The following is a 20,599-nucleotide window of genomic DNA, read 5'->3' on the forward strand; positions in this document are numbered from 1 at the left end:
TGTCCGTAGGGCGAAGTAGAGGTGGCACCCGTTCTCGGCCTCCTGTCAACCCCCGGTTCGTCAGCGTCGTCGCGCCCACGCAGTGATGGCCATGCCGGTGAACCCGACGCTCGTCGCCACGAACGAGGCTGCCGCCGCGGCCCGGTACTCGGGGCGCTGGTCGGCGTCCGGCTTGAAGGCGAGTGGCAGGAACAGCAGGGCGTTGGTCCACGCGCCGACGCCCAGCGCCGCAGCGACGGGGCGCGGCGCGTCGGGAACCGCCGTCGCGCAGGCGACGGTCGCCGTCCCGAGGATCGCCATGTCCAGGTGCCACTGGCGAACCCGCGCGGCGCTCTTGATGCCGACGTCCCGAACTCGCTCGGGCTGCTGACGCGCGAACGTGTACACCCAGCCGGACAGCGCACCGGCGGCGAGCTCGGTCAGGCCGGAGGCGAGCAGCAGCGACGGGCGAGCGGGCGAGGGCATCGGCGGAGACTGGCAGACTGCAGGAGGGATGCGGGACGATGTGAAGCTGGTGCTGGTACGGGTGACGTTGCCCGCGACCGTGTTCGTCGCGGGGCTGATCCTGATCATCATCGGCGGTGAGATCGCGCAAGGGGCGGGCGTGTTCCTGATCGGCTCGTCGATCCTCGGCGCGCTCGCGAACGCGTACATGCGCCTCGCCTTGCAGAGCAACGAGGATCGTGAGCGCGAAGAGGCGCGACGGCAGTTCATGGAGAAGCACGGCCGCTGGCCTCGGCGTGACGAGATCTGAGCGCGACGAGCTCCCGTCCCGCGGCATCAGAGGCTCCGTCCGTGCGAGGAGCGGACCGTGCGGACGCCACGTCCGCGCTGCTCGGCCACGGCTGCGGCGCGCTCGAGGTCGTCGAGGATCACCGCGAGCGTCGTGCGCGCGAGCGCGCTCGCGCGCATGAACTCCTCGGGTGGCGTGGCGGCCAGCCGCACGCCGACGGTCCCCATCGCCATCGCGACGACGTCGTGCCGGGCCTCTTCGATCGGGGCGCCCGTCGCCTCGACGACGGCCTCGGCGAGGTTCTCGACGAGGCCGACGACGGTGTGGCCGACGTTGAGCAACTGCACGACGAACTCGGTGACGTGTGGGGGCGGGAGCATGTCCATGCCCACCATAGGTCCGCGGTCCGGGAATCTCTGCAACAAAAGTGCACCAAAACTGTGACTTTTCACGCGCGGTCGGTGGCGATCGGCGGGACGCGTGGGACGGTGCCGAACATGATCAACGAACGCGAGATCGTCAGCGCGCAGGACAGCGTCGCGCTGCTCAGAGAAGGCATCGCGGTGCTCTCGGTGGAAGAGCACGAGGGACGCATCCAGGTGGGGGTGTCCGGGCGGGACGACGAGCGCGTGCGCCGACGGGTGGTCGAGCGGCTCGGGGACGTGGACGTCTGGGTCGTCGGCGACGTGTCGCGCCAGCTCAGGCCACGGGCGGCGTCGTCGTACATGCCCGAGGACGGCAACGTGCTGCACCTGCGCTACGTCGTGCAGGGCGGCCAGCACGTGGACGAGATCGTCACCGCCGAGGACGACGCCGCCGTGGTGGTGTTCGGCTGCATCTGCATGTCGGTGGTCGGGGACGAAGGGCCACCGATCGACGCGCCGGCGTTCGTCATGCTCGAGCGGCCGCTCGGCGGCCGGACGGTGATCGACGGCGTCAGCGGCACGCCGCTGCCGTTCCGCAACGTCTACGAGGGGATCGGGGAGCCGTTGGGCTAGGTCCTGCCTCAGAGCGGCAGTGGAGCGGCCGACTTGACCGTGCGCAGGACGAAGTCCGACCGCACATCGGTCACGTGCGGGAGCTTGAGGAGCGTGTCGAACATCAGGCGCTCGTAGTCGACGAGGTCGCGGACGACGACCTCGAGGCGGAAGTCGGCGACCCCGGAGACGATGTGCGCGGAGATGATCTCGGGCGCCGCCGACAGCGCGCGCGAGATCTCGGCCGCGGACTGGTCCGAGTGCCGCTCGACCTTGAGGTCGACGAACACGGTGAGCGCCAGGCCGAGGCGCGGACGGTCGAGCACGGCGGTGTAGCCGGTGATCACGCCGGACGACTCCAGCGCGCGCAGGCGGCGCAGGCACGGCGACGGGGACATGTGCAGCCGCTCGGCGAGCGCGGCGTTGGAGATCCGGCCTTCGCTCTGCAGGATGGCCAGCATCTGGCGGTCGACGCGGTCCAGGGGCATGATCGTCCTCTCGAAGGCAGTGGAGGAGCAGATCATTGCGCAAGGGTGCGGCTAGCACCGGTCAAGTGAGCACCATCTGCCCCGAGATCGGCGAGAAACTGCCTGCATGCTCACCACGCGGACGGCCATCGCCCTCTACGTCGGCGCCGTGCTCGGCCCGGGAGTGCTGTTCATCCCGGCGGTCGCCGCGCGGGAGGCCGGCCCCGCGTCGATCCTGGCGTGGGCGGGGCTGCTGGCGCTGTCGGTGCCGCTCGCGGCGACGTTCGCGGCGCTCGGTACCCGCCAGCCGGAGGCGGGCGGCACGGCGGCGTACGTGCGCAAGGCGTTCGGCCGCCGGGCCGGTGCGACGACGGGCTGGTGGTTCCTCGGCGGCGTCGTGATCGGCGCGCCGGCCGTCGCGCTCGTCGGCGGGTTCTACGTGGCCGAGCTGCTCGGCGCCGGGCGCGGCGCGGCGGTCGCGGCGGCGGCCGGGATGGTCGGCATCGTCCTGGTGACGAACGCGGCGAGCCTGCACACCACGGCGCGGCTGCAGCTGGGGCTGGCCGCGGTGCTCGCCGGGCTGCTGCTCGTCGCCGTCGTCACGGCGCTGCCACACAGCGAGGCCGAGAACTGGACGCCGTTCGCACCCCACGGCTGGCTCGCGATCGGCGGTGCGGCGAGCGTGCTGATGTTCTCGTTCGTCGGCTGGGAGGCCGGCTCGCACCTCGCGGGCGAGCTGCAGGACCCACGACGCCAGCTGCCGCGGGCGATCGGCACCGCGCTCGCCGTCGTGGTCGTCCTCTACCTCGGCCTGGCGGCGGCGACGGTGGGCGTCGGGACGCAATCCGACGTGCCACTCGCGGACCTGATGGGCGCCGGGCTCGGCGACGCCGGCCGGCGGATCACCGCACTGCTCGCGGTCTTGCTGACGATGGGCACGATGAACACGTACGTGGCCGCCGCCACGCGGCTGGCGGGTGCGTTGGCGCAGGAGGGGAACGCGCCGCGATTCCTCGCCTCGCCCAGGCTCGCGCTCGCGACGATGGCGGGCATCGCCGGCGCGTTGCTGGTCGTCCTCGGGGTGGAGCTGCTCGACGTGGACGCGTTGATGCGGGCCACGAGCGCGCTGTTTGTGGCGGTCTACGTCACGGCCACCGCGGCCGGGAGCCGGCTGCTCGACGGGGCGGCGCGGATCGCCGCGCGGGTCGCGTTCGTCGCCGTCCTGGTCGTGTTCGCCTTCTCCGGCGCGTACATCCTCGTGCCGCTCGTGATCATCGCGGTCACCAAGCTGTCGCTGTCGCGGCGCGCGGTGCTGGTCGCTCAGTAGCGGGTGCCGCGCTTGCGCGGGATCTTCGGGCGGCGCGGGCGGCGGTGGGCGTTGCGCGGGTCGCGCGTCGGGACCTCGGCCTCGACCTCGCAGGCCGCGAAGTCGAAGCTGCTGCCGGTGATGCCCGCCGCGACCTCGAGCACCGCGGTCGCGGCGCGCAGGTCACGGGGGCCGAGGAGCATCGAGGTGGGGGCGAGCAGCTCGTAGAGCGCGTCGCGGAAGAACGCGAGCGCCGCGGCGCGATCCGCGACGTCCTTGGCTCGGGTGAGCTCGGCGACGATGGAGTCGGAGGAGGCGACGAGCTCGAGGAGCGCATCGACGAGCTCGACGTGGCCCGGAGGTGTGGTGAGTTCTTCCATGACGCTTCTAGGCCTCGGCGCGAACTTCTCGCCCCCTTGAGAAGTTGCAGATTTGTTGCAATCTCGTCTTGTTCCGTGACAAGCGGATCGTCGATCCTGCCTGCATGGCACCCAAACATACGTTCGCCGGAGAGCTCAGCCAGTACGACAAGCCGAACTGGGACCCGCTGATCGACCTCGTGGGCGTGCATCTCGTGCGCTGGTTCATGTGGATGCACGAGTTCGAGGTGGACGCCACGCCCACGCACGCGTACAAGCACATCGCCACGCGGCGGTACCTGCACATCGGCGAGGACGGGCGGCTGTTCGGGTACGTGCCGCGCTTCCGCTATCAGGTCGTCGAGCGTGAGCAGGCACTCGACGAGGTCTTCTTCGAGTGGGAGGAGACGGTGCCCCAGCCGGACGAGGCGGCGCTCGCGGCGTTGGAGCAGCTGCGGCGGAGGGCGGCGTCGTGAGAGGGTCCGCCGATGCACTTCATGGTGATCGAACGTTTCCGGGCCGGTGCCCGTCCGGTCTACGAGCGCTTCGGGGAGCAGGGGCGCCTGATGCCGGACGGGCTCGAGTTCGTCGCGAGCTGGGTCTCCGCGGACCTAGGTCGCGTGTTCCAGGTGATGGAGTGCGAGGACGTCACGCTCCTCCAGCGCTGGGTCGCGAGTTGGGAGGACCTCACGGAGTTCGAGATCGTCCCGGTCGTCCCGGGCGGGAGCGGGACCGCCGAGGCCGTCCTGGGGAGCTGAGTCGACGGCCGCCGGATAGACGCGGGGAACCCGATAGAGGCACATGGCCGGCGCTCCTCTCAGGCGGGCGTGGCGACCTGGGTCAGCTGGGACAGCCGGAAGTGGTTGCCGGAGGGGTCGCGAAAGCCGCAGTCGATGCCGTACGGGCGCTCCTCCGGCGGCTCGGTGAACTCGACGCCGCGGGCCCGGAGCGTCTCGTACTCGCCCTGGATGTCGTCGGTCGTGAAGAACACGGCGGTCGCGACGCCCTTCGACATCGCCTCCTGGGCGGCCTTGAAGCGCTCGTCGTCGAACGCCGGAGGGCCGGGGATGGCCATCAGGACGAGCGCGACGTCGGAGCCGGCCGGCGCGACCGTCAGCCAGCGGAAGTTGCCCAGCTCGGGCATCGTGACGTCCTCACGGACCTCGAAGCCCAGCTTCTGCGTGTAGAACGCGAGCGCCTCGTCCTGGTCGTGAACCCAAATCTGCGTGGTGGCGATCTTCATGGGACAGGACGCTATTCCGGGCCCGCGCCGTTGTCTTCTCGAAACGTGCGGTGTTGCGGTCGCCCGTACGCGCGGACGACGCAGCTGGGCACCATCGCCCGGGCGCCGGCGGGTGGGTGCTGCGCGCGGTACTGGGCCGGCGTGGCGTCGAACATGCGCTTGAAGCTCGTGGTGAACGAGCCGACGCTGGTGAGCCCGACGTCGAAGCAGATCTCGGCGATCGTGCGGTCGGTGTTGCGCAGGAGCGCGGCGGCCCGCTCGAGCCGGCGGGTGAGCAGGTACACGTGCGGGGAGACGCCGAACTCCTTGCGGAACGCGCGGGAGAAGTGCGCGCGGGAGAGGCCGGCGGCCGCGGCCATGTCGTCGACGCCGAGCGGCTCGCTGTACCGGAGGTCCGCGAGGTCCTTGCCCCGGAGCAGATGCCGTGTCGGTGAGACCTGGGCCACCGGTTCGAGTATCGCCGATGAGTACCCTCACCGCCCCAGGGTTCACGAACGCGAAGAGCAGGCGATGAAGCTCATCTACACGTATACGGACGAGGCGCCGGCGCTGGCGACGCACTCGTTGCTGCCGATCGTCGAGGCGTTCGCCGCTCAGGCGGGCGTCGACATCGAGTTGCGGGACATCTCGCTCGCCGGGCGGATCCTCGCCCAGTTCCCCGACCGGCTGACGGATGAGCAGCGGGTGGCCGACGCGCTGACCGAGCTGGGCGAGCTCGCGAAGACGCCCGAGGCGAACATCATCAAGCTGCCGAACATCAGCGCCTCGATCCCGCAGCTGAAGGCGGCCATCAAGGAGCTGCAGGACGCGGGCTACGACATCCCGGACTATCCGGACGACCCGACCACGGACGACGCGATCGCCGCGCGCGAGGCGTACGACCGCGTGAAGGGCTCGGCGGTGAACCCGGTGCTGCGCGAGGGCAACTCGGACCGCCGCGCGCCCGCGTCGGTGAAGGCGTACGCGCAGGCACACCCGCACTCGATGGGCGAGTGGTCCAAGGACAGCCGCACGCACGTCGCGACGATGGCGGACGGCGACTTCCGCTCGACCGAGCTGTCGGTGACGGTGCCGCACGCGGACGAGCTGCAGATCGAGTTCGTGGCGGCCGACGGCACCGCGACGGTGCTCAAGGCCGACATCAAGGTCCAGGAGGGCGAGGTCATCGACGGCGCGGTCATGCGCGCCCGGGCGCTGGACGCGTTCCTGGCCGAGCAGATCGCCGACGCCAAGGAGCAGGGGCTGCTGTTCTCCCTGCACCTGAAGGCGACGATGATGAAGGTCTCGGACCCGATCATCTTCGGCCACGCCGTGCGGACGTTCTTCGCGGGCGTGTTCACCGAGCACCGCGAGGAGCTCGAGCAGCTCGGCGCGAGCCCGAACAACGGCCTCGGCGCGATCCTGTCGGCGCTGGACGGGCTGCCCGGCAAGGACGGCGAGCGCATCCGCGCGGCGATCGAGGCGACCTACGAGACCGCGCCGGCCATCGCGATGGTGGACTCGGACCGCGGGATCACGAACCTGCACGTGCCGAGCGACATCATCATCGACGCGTCGATGCCGGCGATGATCCGCTCGTCCGGCCAGCTGTGGAACGCCGAGGGCGCTCAGCAGGACACGAAGGCCGTCATCCCGGACCACTCGTACGCCGCGCTGTACGCCGAGACGATCGACTTCTGCCGCGAGCACGGCGCGTTCGACCCGGCGACGATGGGCACGACGCCCAACGTCGGCCTGATGGCGCAGAAGGCCGAGGAGTACGGCAGCCACGACAAGACGTTCGAGATCGCGGCCAACGGGCGTGTGCGCGTGGTCGACGCGGCGGGCGACGTGCTGCTCGAGCACGAGGTCGAGGCGGGCGACATCTGGCGCGCGTGCCAGACCAAGGACGCCCCGATCCGGGACTGGGTGCGCCTGGCCGTCGAGCGCGCGCGGGCGACCGGCGTGCCGGCCGTGTTCTGGCTCGACCGCACGCGGGCCCACGACGCAGAGCTTCTGAAGAAGGTCGACGCGTACCTCGCCGAGCACGACACGGACGGGCTGCAGATCGAGATCCTGCCGGTCGCCGAGGCGACGCGGTTCACGCTCGAGCGCGCGGCGCGCGGCGAGGACACGATCTCGGTCACGGGCAACGTGCTGCGCGACTACCTGACGGATCTGTTCCCGATCCTCGAGCTCGGCACGAGCGCGAAGATGCTCTCGATCGTGCCGCTGATGCAGGGCGGCGGGCTGTTCGAGACGGGCGCGGGCGGCTCGGCCCCCAAGCACGTGCAGCAACTGGTGAAGGAGAACCACCTGCGCTGGGACTCGCTGGGTGAGTTCCTCGCGCTGGCGGTGTCGCTCGAGTTCCTCGCGGAGAAGACCGACAACCCGCGCGCGCAGGTGCTGGCCACGACGCTGGACGCGGCGACCGGCTCGCTGCTCGAGAACGGCAAGTCGCCGCAGCGCAAGGTCGGGCAGCTCGACAACCGTGGCAGCCACTTCTACCTGGCGCTCTACTGGGCGCAGGCGCTGGCGGCGCAGTCGGACGACCCGGAGCTGGCGGACGCGTTCAAGCCGCTCGCGGAGCGTCTCTCGGCCGAGGAGGAGGCGATCGCCGGCGAGCTCGAGGCCGCGCAGGGCGAGGGCGTGGACCTCGGCGGCTACTACTTCGTCGACCGCGAGAAGGCGACGGCGATCATGCGGCCGAGCGAGACGTTCAACGCCGCGCTCGAGACACTCGCCGCGAAGGCGTAGGCCGCACCGCGGCTCGCGCGGGCGCTGCGGCGCCCGCGCCGGCCGGGCGGGCTGGGCTGCGGGCCTGGGCTGGGCGGGCTGGGCTGGGCTGGGTTGGCCTGCGCGTATGCCCACCGATTCGCGGGCATACGATCCGGCCATGGGCGAACGAACGAGCTACGCGCCCGGGACGCTGTCCTGGACCGAGCTGCTGACGAGCGACGCTGACGCCGCCAAGGCGTTCTACACCGAGCTGTTCGGCTGGTCGTACGACGACCGTCCGATCGGCGACGGGATGGTCTACTCGATGGCGCAGCGCGACGGCAAGAGCGTCGCGGCGCTCTATCAGAGCCAGGACCCGCCGCATTGGAACTGCTACGTGACGGTCGAGTCGGTGGACGAGACGGTCGAGGCGGCGCGCGGGCTGGGCGCGCAGATCCTCGCCGAGCCGTTCGACGTGATGACCGCGGGGCGGTCGGCGGCGATCGCGGACCCCACAGGCGCGGTGCTGTACCTCTGGGAGGCGGGTGACAACATCGGCGCGTACCTCGTCAACCAGCCCGGTGCGATGGCGTGGAACGACCTCGTCACGGCCAAGCCGGACGCGGCCGCCGACTTCTACGGCGCGCTGTTCGGGTGGACGGTGGAGGAGATCCCGAACGCCGGCGGCTACCGGAGCATCAAGAACGGCGAGCGGACGAACGGCGGCGTCATGCCGTTGGACGGCCCGTCCGCGTGGATGCCGTACTTCGGGCACGAGAGCGTCGACGCGGTGATCGAGCGCATCGACGGGCTCGGCGGCAAGCTGATGACCGGGCCGCTGCCGGTCCCGTCCGGGCAGTTCGCGGTGTTCCTCGACCCGCAGGGCGCGGTGTTCGGCGTGCTGGAGTCCAACGCGTACGACGACTGATGCAGCTGGAGACGTGGGCCGCCCCGCCGGGTGAGGTGATCCCGAACCACCCGCGCTTCGAGGTGCTGCTGTACCGCGGCGTGGACGTGCGCGACGCGCAAGGGCTCTTGGCGGCGCACGGCTGGGGCGGCTCCTGGGTCGACGGCGTGTTCGACTTCCACCACTTCCACTCGACGTCGCACGAGGTGCTGGCGGTGATCGCGGGCGCCGCGGAGATCGAGCTCGGTGGGCCGCAGGGCCAGACGTTCGCGGTCTCCGCCGGGGACGTGATCGTGCTTCCGGCCGGGACCGGGCACCGGCGCGCGAGCGCGTCGGCGGACTTCCGCGTCGTCGGCGCGTACCCGGCAGGGCAGGAGGACTACGACCTGCTGCGCGAGGCCGACGAGGCGGCCCGCGCCCGGATCGACGCGCTGGCGCCGCCGCCGCAGGACCCGGTGGGCGGCGGGGGCGTCGCGCGCTGGCGCGCCGGGTAGATCTGACGCATGGCCAAAGATCACGGATCGTCGGTGAAGGACGACAAGCAGTACGAAGCGCTGCGCGACCAGGGCGCGAGCAAGGAGAAGGCGGCGCGGATCGCCAACTCGGACACGAAGTCGACGTCCAAGAAGGGTGGCAAGGCGCCCGCCTACGAGGACTGGACGAAGGACGACCTCGAGCAGCGGGCCAAGGAAGTCGGCATCGAGGGGCGCTCGGACATGAACAAGGGCGAGTTGATCAAGGCGCTGCGCGACCACTAGCGTTGCGCACCTGAGCGTCCAGGCACCCAGGTGGTGGGTGGTGCGGCCGGCGGCGAACCTCAAGCCGGCGACCTACCGCTGCCCGTTCTGCGAGGAGCACCTGCCCTCGCTCATGGGGCACATGCTCGTCGTGCCCGAAGGCGACACGCGTCGCCGCCGGCACGCCCACACCGAGTGCGTTCTCATCGAGCGGCGCGCCGGACGGTTGCCGTCACGCGACGAGTGGCTCGCGACGCAGCCCCGGCCGGAGCGCCGGAGCCGACTCGCGCGCTTGCTGGGCGGGCGCGACACGCCGTGACGCCCCGCGCAGGTGGCGCGCGGGGCGCCCGCGGCGAGTGGCGGATTCGAACCTGCGCGCCGCTCGGACTCGAACCGCGAGGGGACTTGCAACGTCCGTCACGAGGCCCTACCTTGCAGCACCGCATGACAAGCAGCCACCGAGATCACGAGCTGTACATCGCCCTCGCCGGGAGGTGCGTCCACGCCTGAGCGCTTGCTCGGACAGCGACGCAGCACCACAGCGAGGGCGGCCCGGCGGGCCGCCCTTTCTCGTTCTTTGACAACTGCATCCACGCAACACGAACGCTCGTAGCTCAGTGGAAGAGAGCACCGCCCTGCGACGGCGGAGGCCGCTGGTTCGAATCCAGCCGAGCGTGTTCACCGCGGGCCGAAGGCGTCCGGTTACCGCCTGTCAAGCGGTGGCCAGCCAGGCCACTTCTCCGGTCGCCACCCACATGACCGCGGTGAGGTTCTGCACGTGCCCGTAGCTCAACTGGCCAGAGCGCCGCCCTGTCGAGGCGGAGGTCGCCGGTTCGATCCCGGTCGGGCGCGCCTTGCCGCGGGCCGAAGCGCGCCGGTTACCAGGGGCTCGGTCCGTCCCACCGGACGCCGGACGAGCGTCCGGTGCGCACACCACGACCGCGGCACATCCACTCGAGACCGAAAGGAGGGAGATCCCATCAACTACCTGACCCGCATCAACTTCCGCCGCACGCGCCAGAGCGAGCCGCTGCCCGGCACGGCCCAGGTGCCGAACTCGGCCGGCGGCTTCGCCTGGGCCGTGGACGACTGGACGCGCCTGCGGCGCTTCCTGATCCTCGGCTCCGAGAGCGGCTCGTACTACGCGGGCGAGCACGCGCTCACCCGTGCGAACGCGGACGCCGTCGCGCGGGCGATCGCGGCCGACGGCCGGCGCGCCGTCGGCGAGATCGTGACGATCTCCCGCGCCGGCCGGGCGGCCTCCAACGACCCGGCAATCTTCGCGCTGGCGATGGCGGCCGCGGCCGCCGACGAGGCGACCCGCACGGCCGCCCTCGACGCGCTCCCGCAGGTCTGCCGCACCGGCACGCACCTATTCACGTTCGCGCGTCACGTCGAGCAGTTCCGCGGCTGGGGCCGCGCGCTGCGCCGCGGCGTCGGCCGCTGGTACGTCGAGCAGCCGGTCGACCGCGTCGCCTACCAGGCGATCAAGTACCGCCGGCGCGACGGCATGAGCCACCGCGACCTGCTCCGCCTCGCCCACCCGGGCGCGAAGACCCGCGCGGGCAACCCGCGCCTGCCCGTCAGCGACGAGCACGCGCGCCTGTTCGAGTGGATCGTCCGGGGCGGCGAGCCGGCCGCGCGTGGGGCCGGAGAGTCCGCGATGGGCGCGGGCGGCGAGTCCGTGGCGCGTGGCGCGGTGGGCGCGGGCGGCGAGACCGCGGCGCGTGGCGCGGCCGCTCGCGACGGGCTGCCCGCCGTGATCGGCGCGTTCGAGGCCGCGCAGGGCTCCGGCTCGGCGCGGGAGACCGCCGCACTCGTGCGGGCGTACGGCCTGCCGCGTGAGGCGGTCCGGCCCGAGCACCTGGACGATCGCGAGGTGTGGGCGGCGCTGCTCGAGCGGATGCCGATGACCGCGCTGTTGCGCAACCTCGCGACGCTTACGCGCGTGGGGGTCATCACGCCGGGGTCGGTGGGTGCCGATCTGGCGGCCGAGCAGCTCGGCGACGTCGAGCGGTTGCGGACCGCGCGGGTGCACCCGATCACGGTGCTGTCCGCGTTGCGCACGTACGCGCGCGGGCGCGGGGTGCGCGGGCAGCACACGTGGGCGCCGGTGGCGCGGATCGTCGACGCGCTCGACGGAGCGTTCTACGCGGCGTTCGGCAACGTCGAGCCGGCGGGAACGCGGATGCTGCTCGCGTTGGACGTGTCCGGGTCGATGACGTGCGGCGAGATCGCGGGCGTGCCGGGGCTGACGCCGCGGGACGCGTCGGCGGCGATGGCGCTCGTGACCGCGGCCACGGAGGCGCGGCACGAGATCGTCGGGTTCTTCGCCGGCGACGGCGGCTGGAAGTCGGGGCAGCGCGACTGGCACCGCTACGGCGGGATCACGCCGCTCTCGATCAGCCCGCGCCAGCGTTTGACGGATGCGATCGGCGCCGTGTCCAGCCTGCCGTTCGGCGGGACCGACTGCTCGCTGCCGATGCGGTACGCGCTCGCCGAGGGCCGTGAGATCGACACGTTCGTGGTCTACACGGACTCGGAGACGTGGCACGGCGAGATCCACCCGGCCCAGGCGCTGCGGGAGTACCGCGAGCGGACCGGGATCGCCGCGCGGCTCGTCGTGATCGGCATGGTTGCGAACGGGTTCACGATCGCCGACCCCGAGGACCCGGGGATGCTGGACATCGTCGGGTTCGACGGCGCGACGCCGGAAGTGGTCTCCGGCTTCGCGCGCGGGGTGGTGTAGGTGAAGGGGGCGCTTCGGCGCCCCCTTCGCTCGTTAAGCGACCGCTCCGTACTGCTCGATCGCGTACCCGAGGAGGCCGGCGGCCTCGAGCGCGGGCAGCGGCGCCCGGAACGTGACCTGCACGACGCCCGGCGCGCGACCGATCTCGATCGCGCCCGTGATCGTGGCGCGGTTCATCACCTCGGGCACGCTCATGTCCAGCAGCTTCGCGGCGCGCGCCAGGCCGTTGTCGGTCGCCGAGTTCAGGTCCGGGCCGGTGCCGATGACCGAGATCGGCAGCGACTCCTCGATCGCCGTGACGCCCTCGCGCTCGGCCAGCGCCAGCGCGCGGGCGCGCTCGTCGGCGGTCAGCGGACGCGCCAGGAACGGCAGGTCCTCGAGCACCGGGAACAGCACCGGCCCGTCGATGCCGAGCGCCTTGAGCACCTCGACCTGCAGCGTGACCGTGCCGGCCACGTCGGCGGTGTGCCCGGCGATCTCGCCGTCGCCCTGCATCGCGTGCATGTCGCCGAGGTAGACGCCGCCGCCCGGCACCTTCACCGGGCAGACGAGGATCGCGCCGGCGCGCACGGCGTCGATGTCCAGGTGCCCGTCCGTCTTGTGCTGCTGAAGCGCCTGGGCGTCCATCGCGAACCTGTGCGGGGCGCCGACGAGGAACGCGCCGAAGTCGCCCGCGTTGTGCGAGTCCGGCATCGGGGCGCTGGGCGTCGTGCCGAGCTGGCCGAGGAACGGCCGCATGCGCGTGACCACGCCGACGAGGTCGCTCGGCGCGAACGTCAGGATCGGGTTCTGCGCGCTGTTGTCCGGCAGCTGGGCGTAGGCCGCGGCGTCGCCCGCGATCTCGCGTGCGCGGTCCTCGTGGACCGACAGGCCCAGGCGGCCGTCGAACGCGAGCGTGTAGCCGTTGGTGAACGTGAAGGGCGTCGCGTCCGCCCCGCACGCGACGCAGCGCACCGCGGTCTCGCCGATGCCCTCGAGCCGCGTCTCGGGCCACTCCGCGCCGCAGCCCGGGCACACCGCCGCGCAGTACGGATCGCCGTTGAAGCGGCCCTCCATCGCCTGGTCGTTGCCCGATGCGGTCGCGCGCGAGGTGACCGCGATGTCCTTGATGCGGATCGCGATCGCGTCGCCCGGCTCCGCGCCCTCGACCGCGACCGGCGTGCACACCTCGTGCCCGCCGCGGATCGCGGGCGTGATCATCGGCCCCCAGCACCCGGGCGTCGAGTTCCAGACGATGTGCCCGCCGTCGGCCACGGGGCCGAGCTGCTGCACGTCCGGGCCGAGCACCCCGTCGGTGAACGTGTCGACGATGACGGTGCGGCGTGCGGTCGACGTGTCCTGAATCGCCATCTCCAACTCCTTTTCAGCCGCCGGAGACCGGCAGCAGCAGGGCGACCTCCTGGCCGTGCTCCAGCCGTCGGTCGCGGGTCACGTGCTCGCCCGCGACGACCGGCAGCACCGATCGCAGCGCGGGCGCGAGGTCCGGCTCGTCCTGGGCGAGCCGGGCGAAGAGCTCACCGACGGTGGCGCCTTCGGAGATCTGGACAGACTTCAGCGGCGCGGCCGAGAGGCGCGCGAGCCCAGCGCCGAGACGGACCCGAACCGTCAATCCGAGGCAAGCCTAACCGCCAGGCGCGAATACCGACGCGACGTGTCCGGCGTGCCCGCCGCCCGGCCGACCACCGCGCGTGTGCCGACCACCAGCGTCGCCACCCGCGCGCGGGTCATCGCCGTGTAGAGCATCTCGCGCCGCAGGAAGTACGGGCCGGCCTGCGGATGCGCGACCACGATCGCCACCGGCAGCTCGATCCCCTGGCCCTTGTGGATCGAGCACGCGTAGGCGAGCTGCAACCGCGGCGCCTCCTCGTCGGGCAGCTCGACGACCATGCCGTCGGCGCTCACGATCAGCTTCTCGTCGCGATGGTCGAGCAGCCGCAGGATCGTGCCGTTCATCAGCCCGAGCTCGTGCAGGTTGCGCCCCGACAGCATCAGCTTGTCGCCGATCCGCAGGCGCCCGCCCAGCACCGGCTCGCCGCCGCGGTTGAGCGCGCTGCGCAACCGCGTGTTGAGCGCCTCGATCCCGAGCGCGCCCCGGTAGACGGGGGCGAACACCTGCAGGTCGGTGACCGGGTCGATCCCGTAGTGCTTCGGGAGCCGCTGCGCCACCAGCGACTCGATCTCGTCCAGGGCCGCCGCAGGGTCGTCCCGCTCGATCAGGAACAGGTCGCGCTGCAGGCCCTCGTGCGGTGCGAAGTCCGGCATCTGGCCCTGGCGCACGGCGTGCGCGCCGCGGACGATCATCGACCCCGCGGCCTGGCGGAAGATGTGCGTGAGCTCGGCGACCGGCACGACCTTCGTGGCCACGAGCTCCGCGAACGGCTTGCCCGCGCCGACCGGCGCCAGCTGATCGGCGTCGCCGACGAGCACGACGTGCGTCACCGCGCCGACCGCCCGCAGCAGCGTCACCAGCAGCTCCAGGTTCGCCATCGAGGTCTCGTCCACCACGAGCACGTCGCCCTCGATCTCGTCCTTCGTCGGGCCCTGCCCGGGGATCCAGCCGAGCGCGGAGTGGATCGTCGAGGCCTCCATGTCGGTCGACTCGGCCATCCGCCGCGCCGCGCGGCCGGTCGGGGCGACGAGCGTGACCGACTTCTTCTGCGCCTTGGCCGCGGCGCAGATGAGCCGGATCGTCGCGGTCTTGCCGGTGCCGGGGCCGCCGGTGACGATCGAGATCCGGGACGTGAACGCCGCGAGCACCGCCGCCGCCTGCTCAGGCGCGGGGGTGAGGTCCTCCTCGGCGACGACCGCCGGCTTCAGCGACGGCCGCGAGTCGGCCAGGCGGCCGATCAGGTCGGCCAGCTCCGCTTCCAGCTTCCAGGTGGGCGGCCGGTACGCCCACAGCGCGCCCGCCTCGTCCTCGAGCACCAGGTCCTCGTGCTCGACCATGTCGTGCAGCAGCTGCGCGTCGGGCGGCGCGCCGCCCACCAGCGTGCCGGCCTTGCTGACCAGCTCCGGGACGGGCAGGCACGTGGAGCCGTCCCGCTCTGCCTCGGTGAGCACGTGCACGACCGCCGCGCGGCGCCGGCCCGGCGAGTCGCGCGGGATGCCGGCGGCCTTGGCGATGGTGTCCGCGATCTGGAACCCGACCCCGAAGACGCTCGTCAGCTCGTACGGCCGCTTGCGCACCATCTCGTGCGCGCGGTCGCCGTACTCGGCGGCGATCCGCGGCACCAGCCACGCGAGCCCGTGCGGCGCGAGCAGAAGGTGGAGCGCGCGCGTGGAGCGCAACGCGGCCCACGACTTCGCCGCCTCCCGCGAGCGCGGGTGCGAGAGCCCGGCGCGGCGGAACGCGAGCGCCGGGTCCTGGTCGATCACCTCCAGCACACGCTCGCCGTAGCGGTCGAGCAGGTTCGAGGCGCGCTTGATGCCCACGTGGCGTACGCGCTTGAGGTACGCCAACAGCGCCTCGTCGCCCGACGGCGGCATCGACTCGGCGATCGAGACCTTCACCTGCGGCCCGTAGCGCTTGTCGTCGTGCCAGACGCCGACGACCTTCACGTGCTCGCGCTCCTCGAGGTGCGCGAGCGGCCCGATCAGCACGAGCTCGTCGCTGCCACGGTCGGCGTCCACGACCGCGAAGCCGCTCTCCTCGCTGGAGAAGCGGATGCGGCGGACGACGATCTCGTCCTCGAACGGCGTGCCGGGCGTGTCCATCACTGGCATAGAGGATCGCGCGGCGAGAAGTTCGCCCCTAGTAGCGGCGCGCGCCTACGTAATGCGTGCCCCAGTAGTCGCCGCCGATCGCGTGCTCGCGGACGCCGTGCGTCGTGGCCGAGATGACGGTCGCGTTGCCGGTGGCGATGCCGACGTGCGACGCGCCCGGCCCGTTGGCGTCGAAGAACACGAGGTCGCCCGCCTGGATGCTCTCGCGGGTGACCGGGGTGCCGACGTTGAACTGGTCGAAGCTCGTGCGCGGGATCGTGACGCCGGCCTGCGCCATCGCCCACTGCGTCAGGCCCGAGCAGTCCCACGCCGGCCCTTCGCCGCCCAGCTGGTACGGCGCGCCGAGCTTCGTCCGCGCCGCGCCGACCGCCGAGCCGCCGCTCGACGACGGAGCCGAGCCGCCGCCGGACACGCCCAGCGCGCCGAGCGTCGCCGGACCGGCGACGCCGTCCACGACCAGGCCGCGGCTGCGCTGGAAGTCCCGCACCGCCTGGCGGGTGATCGGCCCGTAGACGCCATCGGCGGAGATGCCGAGCGCCCGCTGGATGGACATGGTGGTGGCCGCGTTCGACGGCGTGACGCCCCGGGACCCGCTCGGCGTCGGCGCGCCGGCCAGGCCGAGCGCGCGCTTGGTGGCCGGCCCGACGATGCCGTCGACCACCAGCCCGCTGCGCGCCTGGAAGTCCTTCACGGCCCGGCGCGTGATCGGCCCGAACTCACCGTCGGCGGTGATGCCCAGCGCACGCTGGACCGCGCGCACGTCGTCCCCGGTGGTGCCGCGCTCGAGCTCCTGCGCCGCCGCGGTGCCCGTGGTGGGCACGGCCACCGACGCCGCGACCAGCGCCGCCGACACCTGCACGTTCGTCACCCGGCTCCTGGTCTGCGCCCGGCGGCGGCGGGAGCGATCCAACGACCGCTCCCACAACTCGACGCTCGCGAGATCCCGCTCCATGCCCTCATCACACCATCAGCCCCCGACGGATCGGGGATGCGCGCCGTCCGTCGGATCACTCAGGCGTCGCTCAGTACAAGTCCGTTTACCAACGACTGCGGAAGGAAAAACCTGCACGAGTGAATCACCGGCGATCGCTCGTTCGCGCCCCTGCCGCCAGCGCGCTGCTCGTCCTTGCGGTCCTTGCCGCCATCCTCGCCCTGCTGGTCGACCATCGTGTCTCACGGGACACGCTCGAGCGCACTGCGGTCTGGCGCGACGAGCTCGCCACCATCCGCGGCGAGGCCTCGCTGGCGCGGCTCAACGCCGAGAAGCGCGCCGCCGGGGACATCCGCGCCGACGTCGACGGGCCGCTGAACGGCGCGCTCGACGCCTGCGACGGGCTGCAGGCCAGCGCGAGCAACGGGCTGGTGGTCCCCGCCGAGCGCCTCTGCCAGCAGGTGCGGCTGTTGCGCTCGACACCCCGCGACGACGTCGTGTTCGCCGCGCTGCTGCACGAGCGGGACCGGGCGCTCGCGGCGGTCGAGGACCGTCGCCAGCAGGACGAGCGCTGGCTGCTGCGGCTGGAGCTGTTCCTGGGCGCCCTGCTGGTCGGCCTGTTCGTCGCCGCCTCGCTGATGCTGCGCCGCGCGCGGTTGCGGCTGGCGGCGCAGGGCGAGCAGCACCGGACGGTGCTCGACTCGGTCGGCGACGGCATCATGACGACCGACGGCGCCGGCATCGTCACCTACGCCAACCCCGCCGCCAACGCGATGCTCGGCGCGGCGGACCTGCGCGGCCAGTCGCTCGTCGGCTACCCCGGGTCCAAGCCCGCTGCGACCCTGCTCGACGGCAAGACGCGGCACGTGGACAGCGAGCCGTTCGAGAACCCGGAAGGGCTCAAGCGCATCTTCCGGTACACGATCAGCCCGGTGCGGGTCGGCGAGCGCGTGGTCGGCGTCACGTCGGTGTTCCGGGACGTCTCCGAGCGTGTGCGCCGTGAGCGCCGGATCGCGGCCGAGCACGCGGCCGCCCGGGTGCTGGCGACGGCGACGAGCCTGGAGGAGGCGGCGTCGCGGCTGGTGCAGGAGGTCTGTGGCGCGCTGCACTGGGAGGTCGGGGCCGTCTGGGTCGTCGACGGCGTCGACCTGCAGCTGCGCGCGTTCTGGTCGCCGCGCGAGGAGATGGCCGACGAGATCCAGGCGCGCATGGGCGAGCTGGTGCTCAAGCGCGGCGACGGGCTGGCCGGCCGGGCGTGGGCGGAGCGTGGTCCCGTGTGGATCCGCGACGCGCGGCAGGAGGCGCGCTTCGCGATCGCGCGCTCGTTCGGCGTGCGTGCCGGCTTCGCCGTGCCCGTGATGAGCGACGCGACGTGCCTGGGCGTGCTGCAGTTCTTCGACACCAGCGTGCGCGACCGCGACGAGGAGCTGGAAGCGACGATGAGGTCCGTCGCGGGCTATCTCGCCCAGTTCATCGAGCGCCGACGGGCCGAGCTGGAGCTGGTCCACGCCCGCGACGAGGCGCTCGAGGCGGCGCGGCTGAAGTCCGAGTTCGTCGCCAACGTCAGCCACGAGATCCGCACGCCGATGAACGGCGTGCTCGGCATGGCCGACCTGCTGCTGGACACGTCGCTCGACGACGAGCAGCGCTCGTTCGCGGAGACCGTCAAGAGCTCCGGCGCGTCGCTGCTGTCGATCATCGACGACATCCTCGACTTCTCGAAGATCGAGGCCGGCAAGCTCGACCTGGACCCGATCGTCTTCGACGTCCGTGAGGCGGTCGGCGACGTCTGCGAGCTGCTCGCGAGCCGCGCGCACGACCGCGGGCTCGAGCTCGTCGCGCAGATCTCCGACGACGTGCCGCAGGCGGTCACCGGCGACGAGGGCCGGCTGCGCCAGATCCTCACCAACCTGATCGGCAACGCGCTCAAGTTCACGCACGAGGGCGAGGTCGTCGTGACGGTCACCGCCCAGACGGGCGGTCTGCGGATCGCGGTGCGCGACACCGGCATCGGCATCGCCCCCGAGCTCGTCGAGGGCCTGTTCGACTCGTTCAGCCAGGCCGACAGCTCCACCACGCGGCGCTACGGCGGGACCGGGCTCGGCCTCGCCATCTCCCGTCAGCTGGTGGAGATGATGGGCGGGCGGATCGGCGCGGAGAGCGAGCCGGGGCACGGCAGCACGTTCTGGTTCACCGTCCGGATGCCGACCGCGACCGTGCAGTCGGTGCCGTTGCCGCGCGAACTTGCCGGGTTGAGAGTGCTGATCGTCGATGACAACGCGACCAATCGTGAGATCCTCGAGCGTCGGATCTCCTCGTGGCGGATGAACGCCGACAGCGCCGACGGCGGCGAGGCGGGGCTCGTGAGCGTGCTCAAGGCGCGCGAGGCCGGCACGCCCTACGACCTCGTCCTGCTCGACCACCACATGCCCGGGCTCGACGGCCTCGACGTCGCGCGTGAGCTCGGCCCGGACGGCCCGCGCGTGATCCTGCTCAGCTCCGCGGGCCGCAACCGTGGCGGCCCCGGCATCAACGCCACGCTCACCAAGCCGGTCCGCGACTCGCGTCTGTACGACACGATCGCCAACACGATGGCCGGCGACGGCACCCGCGTGCCGGGGCCCGCCGCCCGCCCCGCGCTGCCCGAGGAGCGCAAGAGCGCGCCGATCCTGCTGGCCGAGGACAACCCGACCAACCAGGCCGTCGCCGTCAACATCCTGCGCAAGCGGGGCTACCGCGTCGAGGTCGTCGGCAACGGGGAGGAAGCGGTGGCGGCCCTGCGTCGCGGCCCGTTCGCCGCGGTGCTGATGGACTGCCAGATGCCGGTGCTCGACGGCTACGCGGCCACGGCCGAGATCCGCGACCTCGAGGGTGACGCGCGCCACACGCCGATCATCGCGATGACCGCGCACGCGATGGAAGGCGCGCGCGAGCGTTGCCTCGAGGCCGGCATGGACGACTACCTGAGCAAGCCGCTGCGGCCCGAGGCGCTCGACGAGGTGCTCGCCCAGTGGCTCGACAAGCCCGCACCGCCCGTGATCGACCGGAGCTTCCTCGCCGCGCTCGCCAAGGACGTTGGGGGCGAGGACGTGGTGGCGGAGATCTGCGACCTGTTCCTCTCCGACGTCGACGTGCGCGTCCGGGCCATGCGGCGCGCGGCCGAGGACGGCGACGCCGACGCGCTGCGCGGCGCCGCCCACCAGCTCAAGGGCAGCGCGGCGAACATCGGGGCGGTGGCGGTGTCGGGCGCGGCCGCGGAGGTCGAGCGGATCGCCCACTCGGGCCGTCTCGACGGCGTCGAGGCGGCGCTCACGCGGCTCGCCGACGTGGTGAGCATGACCTGGGCCGCCTTGGGTAAGAGCGCTCCGTGAAGATCCTTGTCGCCGAGGACGACCCCGTCTCCCGCCGCGTTCTGGAAGCCGTGCTGGCGCGGATGGGGCACGAGTGCGAGTCCGCCGAGGACGGCGCGGCGGCATGGGCGCGTTTCCAGGACGCCGTCCCGGACGTCCTGATCACGGACTGGATGATGCCCAACCTGGCCGGCCCCGACCTGTGCCGCCAGGTCCGTGCCCGGTACGGCAGCGACTGCTACGTGATCATGCTGACCGCGCTCAGCGGCGACGGCGACGTGAAGGTCGCGATGGAGGCCGGCGCGGACGACTTCCTCAACAAGCCGCTGGACCGCAACCAGCTGACCATGCGCCTCGCGGTCGCCGACCGGTTGCGACAGCTCCGTCTCAAGGTGGCCGAGCTCGGCGGAAAGGCGTAGC

Annotated in this window: 23 protein-coding genes and 2 tRNA genes; 15 read left to right on the forward strand and 10 right to left on the reverse strand. The window is 72.2% G+C overall.

Going from position 1 to position 20,599, the window contains the following annotated elements:
• Window positions 1–60 precede the first annotated feature (60 nt).
• Window positions 61–465 carry a hypothetical protein gene (locus C8N24_RS16075; RefSeq protein ID WP_121251441.1) on the reverse strand — a complete coding sequence of 135 codons (405 nt, stop codon included), beginning with the start codon at window positions 463–465 and terminating at the stop codon, window positions 61–63.
• A 28-nt stretch (window positions 466–493) separates the two neighbouring features.
• Here C8N24_RS16075 and C8N24_RS16080 point away from each other — a divergent pair, with 28 nt between their 5' ends.
• On the forward strand, window positions 494–754 hold the full coding sequence (locus C8N24_RS16080; RefSeq protein WP_147447827.1) for a hypothetical protein: 261 nt from the start codon (window positions 494–496) through the stop codon (window positions 752–754).
• Between the two features lie 26 nt (window positions 755–780).
• Here C8N24_RS16080 and C8N24_RS16085 read toward each other — a convergent pair whose 3' ends face one another.
• Window positions 781–1,113 (reverse strand): hypothetical protein, encoded by a 333-nt coding sequence (locus tag C8N24_RS16085; RefSeq protein ID WP_147447828.1) that lies wholly within the window; start codon window positions 1,111–1,113, stop codon window positions 781–783.
• A gap of 117 nt (window positions 1,114–1,230) precedes the next feature.
• On the opposite strand from C8N24_RS16085, the gene C8N24_RS16090 reads away from it, so the two are divergent.
• The gene (locus C8N24_RS16090) at window positions 1,231–1,731 is read left to right on the forward strand and encodes a hypothetical protein (protein ID WP_147447829.1); all 501 of its coding nucleotides are present in this window, start codon (window positions 1,231–1,233) and stop codon (window positions 1,729–1,731) included.
• Between the two features lie 8 nt (window positions 1,732–1,739).
• Here C8N24_RS16090 and C8N24_RS16095 read toward each other — a convergent pair whose 3' ends face one another.
• The gene (locus tag C8N24_RS16095) at window positions 1,740–2,198 is read right to left on the reverse strand and encodes an Lrp/AsnC family transcriptional regulator (protein ID WP_121251450.1); all 459 of its coding nucleotides are present in this window, start codon (window positions 2,196–2,198) and stop codon (window positions 1,740–1,742) included.
• 106 nt (window positions 2,199–2,304) lie between these two features.
• On the opposite strand from C8N24_RS16095, the gene C8N24_RS16100 reads away from it, so the two are divergent.
• Entirely contained in the window at window positions 2,305–3,504 is a 1,200-nt protein-coding gene (locus tag C8N24_RS16100) for an APC family permease (RefSeq protein ID WP_121251452.1), read from the forward strand.
• Here C8N24_RS16100 and C8N24_RS16105 read toward each other — a convergent pair.
• Window positions 3,498–3,863, reverse strand: a complete 366-nt coding sequence (locus C8N24_RS16105; protein WP_121251454.1) for a hypothetical protein — start codon at window positions 3,861–3,863, stop codon at window positions 3,498–3,500. The two genes, C8N24_RS16100 and C8N24_RS16105, sit on opposite strands and share 7 nt — an antisense overlap.
• A 104-nt stretch (window positions 3,864–3,967) precedes the next feature.
• Here C8N24_RS16105 and C8N24_RS16110 point away from each other — a divergent pair, with 104 nt between their 5' ends.
• On the forward strand, window positions 3,968–4,318 hold the full coding sequence (locus tag C8N24_RS16110) for a hypothetical protein (protein WP_121251456.1): 351 nt from the start codon (window positions 3,968–3,970) through the stop codon (window positions 4,316–4,318).
• Window positions 4,319–4,330: 12 nt separating this feature from the next.
• Complete coding sequence (locus C8N24_RS16115) at window positions 4,331–4,600, forward strand: DUF3303 domain-containing protein (protein WP_121251458.1); 270 nt, start codon at window positions 4,331–4,333, stop codon at window positions 4,598–4,600.
• A 59-nt stretch (window positions 4,601–4,659) separates the two neighbouring features.
• Here C8N24_RS16115 and C8N24_RS16120 read toward each other — a convergent pair whose 3' ends face one another.
• Both C8N24_RS16120 and C8N24_RS16125 read right to left on the reverse strand, forming a co-directional pair.
• On the reverse strand, window positions 4,660–5,085 hold the full coding sequence (locus tag C8N24_RS16120) for a VOC family protein (protein ID WP_121251460.1): 426 nt from the start codon (window positions 5,083–5,085) through the stop codon (window positions 4,660–4,662).
• A gap of 11 nt (window positions 5,086–5,096) precedes the next feature.
• Window positions 5,097–5,531 carry a helix-turn-helix transcriptional regulator gene (locus tag C8N24_RS16125; protein WP_121251462.1) on the reverse strand — a complete coding sequence of 145 codons (435 nt, stop codon included), beginning with the start codon at window positions 5,529–5,531 and terminating at the stop codon, window positions 5,097–5,099.
• A 64-nt stretch (window positions 5,532–5,595) separates the two neighbouring features.
• Here C8N24_RS16125 and C8N24_RS16130 point away from each other — a divergent pair, with 64 nt between their 5' ends.
• The 8 genes from C8N24_RS16130 (at window position 5,596) to C8N24_RS16165 (ending at window position 12,175) form a co-directional block, all read left to right on the forward strand.
• Window positions 5,596–7,821: an NADP-dependent isocitrate dehydrogenase gene (locus C8N24_RS16130; protein WP_121251464.1), complete on the forward strand. Its 2,226-nt coding sequence runs from the start codon at window positions 5,596–5,598 to the stop codon at window positions 7,819–7,821.
• Window positions 7,822–7,960: 139 nt separating this feature from the next.
• The gene (locus C8N24_RS16135) at window positions 7,961–8,710 is read left to right on the forward strand and encodes a VOC family protein (RefSeq protein ID WP_121251466.1); all 750 of its coding nucleotides are present in this window, start codon (window positions 7,961–7,963) and stop codon (window positions 8,708–8,710) included.
• Complete coding sequence (locus C8N24_RS16140) at window positions 8,710–9,183, forward strand: cupin domain-containing protein (RefSeq protein ID WP_121251468.1); 474 nt, start codon at window positions 8,710–8,712, stop codon at window positions 9,181–9,183. The genes C8N24_RS16135 and C8N24_RS16140 overlap by 1 nt, the downstream gene beginning before the upstream one ends.
• Before the next feature lie 9 nt (window positions 9,184–9,192).
• Window positions 9,193–9,447 carry a DUF7218 family protein gene (locus C8N24_RS16145; protein WP_121251470.1) on the forward strand — a complete coding sequence of 85 codons (255 nt, stop codon included), beginning with the start codon at window positions 9,193–9,195 and terminating at the stop codon, window positions 9,445–9,447.
• A 40-nt stretch (window positions 9,448–9,487) separates the two neighbouring features.
• Window positions 9,488–9,745 (forward strand): hypothetical protein, encoded by a 258-nt coding sequence (locus tag C8N24_RS16150; protein ID WP_147447830.1) that lies wholly within the window; start codon window positions 9,488–9,490, stop codon window positions 9,743–9,745.
• 284 nt (window positions 9,746–10,029) lie between these two features.
• Window positions 10,030–10,103, forward strand: a tRNA-Arg gene (locus C8N24_RS16155).
• A 101-nt stretch (window positions 10,104–10,204) separates the two neighbouring features.
• Window positions 10,205–10,278 (forward strand) — tRNA-Asp (locus C8N24_RS16160).
• Window positions 10,279–10,474: 196 nt separating this feature from the next.
• The gene (locus C8N24_RS16165; protein ID WP_211339993.1) at window positions 10,475–12,175 is read left to right on the forward strand and encodes a TROVE domain-containing protein; all 1,701 of its coding nucleotides are present in this window, start codon (window positions 10,475–10,477) and stop codon (window positions 12,173–12,175) included.
• Between the two features lie 33 nt (window positions 12,176–12,208).
• On the opposite strand, the gene C8N24_RS16170 is transcribed toward C8N24_RS16165, so the two are convergent.
• From C8N24_RS16170 to C8N24_RS16185, 4 genes are read right to left on the reverse strand one after another with little or no spacing between them, the layout of a single operon-like run.
• Complete coding sequence (locus C8N24_RS16170; RefSeq protein WP_121251477.1) at window positions 12,209–13,525, reverse strand: acetamidase/formamidase family protein; 1,317 nt, start codon at window positions 13,523–13,525, stop codon at window positions 12,209–12,211.
• 13 nt (window positions 13,526–13,538) lie between these two features.
• Entirely contained in the window at window positions 13,539–13,784 is a 246-nt protein-coding gene (locus C8N24_RS16175; protein WP_121251479.1) for a MoaD/ThiS family protein, read from the reverse strand.
• Entirely contained in the window at window positions 13,781–15,889 is a 2,109-nt protein-coding gene (gene recD2 / locus C8N24_RS16180) for an SF1B family DNA helicase RecD2 (protein ID WP_121251481.1), read from the reverse strand. Before recD2 ends, C8N24_RS16175 begins: the two co-directional genes overlap by 4 nt.
• Before the next feature lie 37 nt (window positions 15,890–15,926).
• Entirely contained in the window at window positions 15,927–16,850 is a 924-nt protein-coding gene (locus C8N24_RS16185; protein WP_121251483.1) for a C40 family peptidase, read from the reverse strand.
• A gap of 119 nt (window positions 16,851–16,969) precedes the next feature.
• Between C8N24_RS16185 and C8N24_RS16190 the strand changes: the two genes are divergently transcribed.
• Both C8N24_RS16190 and C8N24_RS16195 read left to right on the forward strand, forming a co-directional pair.
• Entirely contained in the window at window positions 16,970–20,200 is a 3,231-nt protein-coding gene (locus C8N24_RS16190; RefSeq protein ID WP_121251486.1) for a response regulator, read from the forward strand.
• Window positions 20,197–20,598 (forward strand): response regulator transcription factor, encoded by a 402-nt coding sequence (locus C8N24_RS16195; RefSeq protein WP_121251489.1) that lies wholly within the window; start codon window positions 20,197–20,199, stop codon window positions 20,596–20,598. The genes C8N24_RS16190 and C8N24_RS16195 overlap by 4 nt, the downstream gene beginning before the upstream one ends.
• The last annotated feature ends 1 nt before the right edge of the window (window position 20,599 follow it).

The organism is Solirubrobacter pauli, from assembly GCF_003633755.1.
Classification (GTDB): domain Bacteria; phylum Actinomycetota; class Thermoleophilia; order Solirubrobacterales; family Solirubrobacteraceae; genus Solirubrobacter; species Solirubrobacter pauli.

What these genes read in the sequence shown, in the direction of transcription:
- C8N24_RS16075 (WP_121251441.1), bottom strand. Translation starts at nt 465, where the DNA reads ATGCCCTCGCCCGCTCGCCCGTCGCTGCTGCTCGCCTCCGGCCTGACC.
- C8N24_RS16085 (WP_147447828.1), bottom strand. Translation starts at nt 1,113, where the DNA reads ATGCTCCCGCCCCCACACGTCACCGAGTTCGTCGTGCAGTTGCTCAAC.
- C8N24_RS16185 (WP_121251483.1), bottom strand. Translation starts at nt 16,850, where the DNA reads ATGGAGCGGGATCTCGCGAGCGTCGAGTTGTGGGAGCGGTCGTTGGAT.
- recD2 (WP_121251481.1), bottom strand. Translation starts at nt 15,889, where the DNA reads ATGGACACGCCCGGCACGCCGTTCGAGGACGAGATCGTCGTCCGCCGC.
- C8N24_RS16080 (WP_147447827.1), top strand. Translation starts at nt 494, where the DNA reads ATGCGGGACGATGTGAAGCTGGTGCTGGTACGGGTGACGTTGCCCGCG.
- C8N24_RS16115 (WP_121251458.1), top strand. Translation starts at nt 4,331, where the DNA reads ATGCACTTCATGGTGATCGAACGTTTCCGGGCCGGTGCCCGTCCGGTC.
- C8N24_RS16170 (WP_121251477.1), bottom strand. Translation starts at nt 13,525, where the DNA reads ATGGCGATTCAGGACACGTCGACCGCACGCCGCACCGTCATCGTCGAC.
- C8N24_RS16110 (WP_121251456.1), top strand. Translation starts at nt 3,968, where the DNA reads ATGGCACCCAAACATACGTTCGCCGGAGAGCTCAGCCAGTACGACAAG.
- C8N24_RS16140 (WP_121251468.1), top strand. Translation starts at nt 8,710, where the DNA reads ATGCAGCTGGAGACGTGGGCCGCCCCGCCGGGTGAGGTGATCCCGAAC.
- C8N24_RS16105 (WP_121251454.1), bottom strand. Translation starts at nt 3,863, where the DNA reads ATGGAAGAACTCACCACACCTCCGGGCCACGTCGAGCTCGTCGATGCG.
- C8N24_RS16130 (WP_121251464.1), top strand. Translation starts at nt 5,596, where the DNA reads ATGAAGCTCATCTACACGTATACGGACGAGGCGCCGGCGCTGGCGACG.
- C8N24_RS16120 (WP_121251460.1), bottom strand. Translation starts at nt 5,085, where the DNA reads ATGAAGATCGCCACCACGCAGATTTGGGTTCACGACCAGGACGAGGCG.
- C8N24_RS16145 (WP_121251470.1), top strand. Translation starts at nt 9,193, where the DNA reads ATGGCCAAAGATCACGGATCGTCGGTGAAGGACGACAAGCAGTACGAA.
- C8N24_RS16100 (WP_121251452.1), top strand. Translation starts at nt 2,305, where the DNA reads ATGCTCACCACGCGGACGGCCATCGCCCTCTACGTCGGCGCCGTGCTC.
- C8N24_RS16095 (WP_121251450.1), bottom strand. Translation starts at nt 2,198, where the DNA reads ATGCCCCTGGACCGCGTCGACCGCCAGATGCTGGCCATCCTGCAGAGC.
- C8N24_RS16090 (WP_147447829.1), top strand. Translation starts at nt 1,231, where the DNA reads ATGATCAACGAACGCGAGATCGTCAGCGCGCAGGACAGCGTCGCGCTG.
- C8N24_RS16135 (WP_121251466.1), top strand. Translation starts at nt 7,961, where the DNA reads ATGGGCGAACGAACGAGCTACGCGCCCGGGACGCTGTCCTGGACCGAG.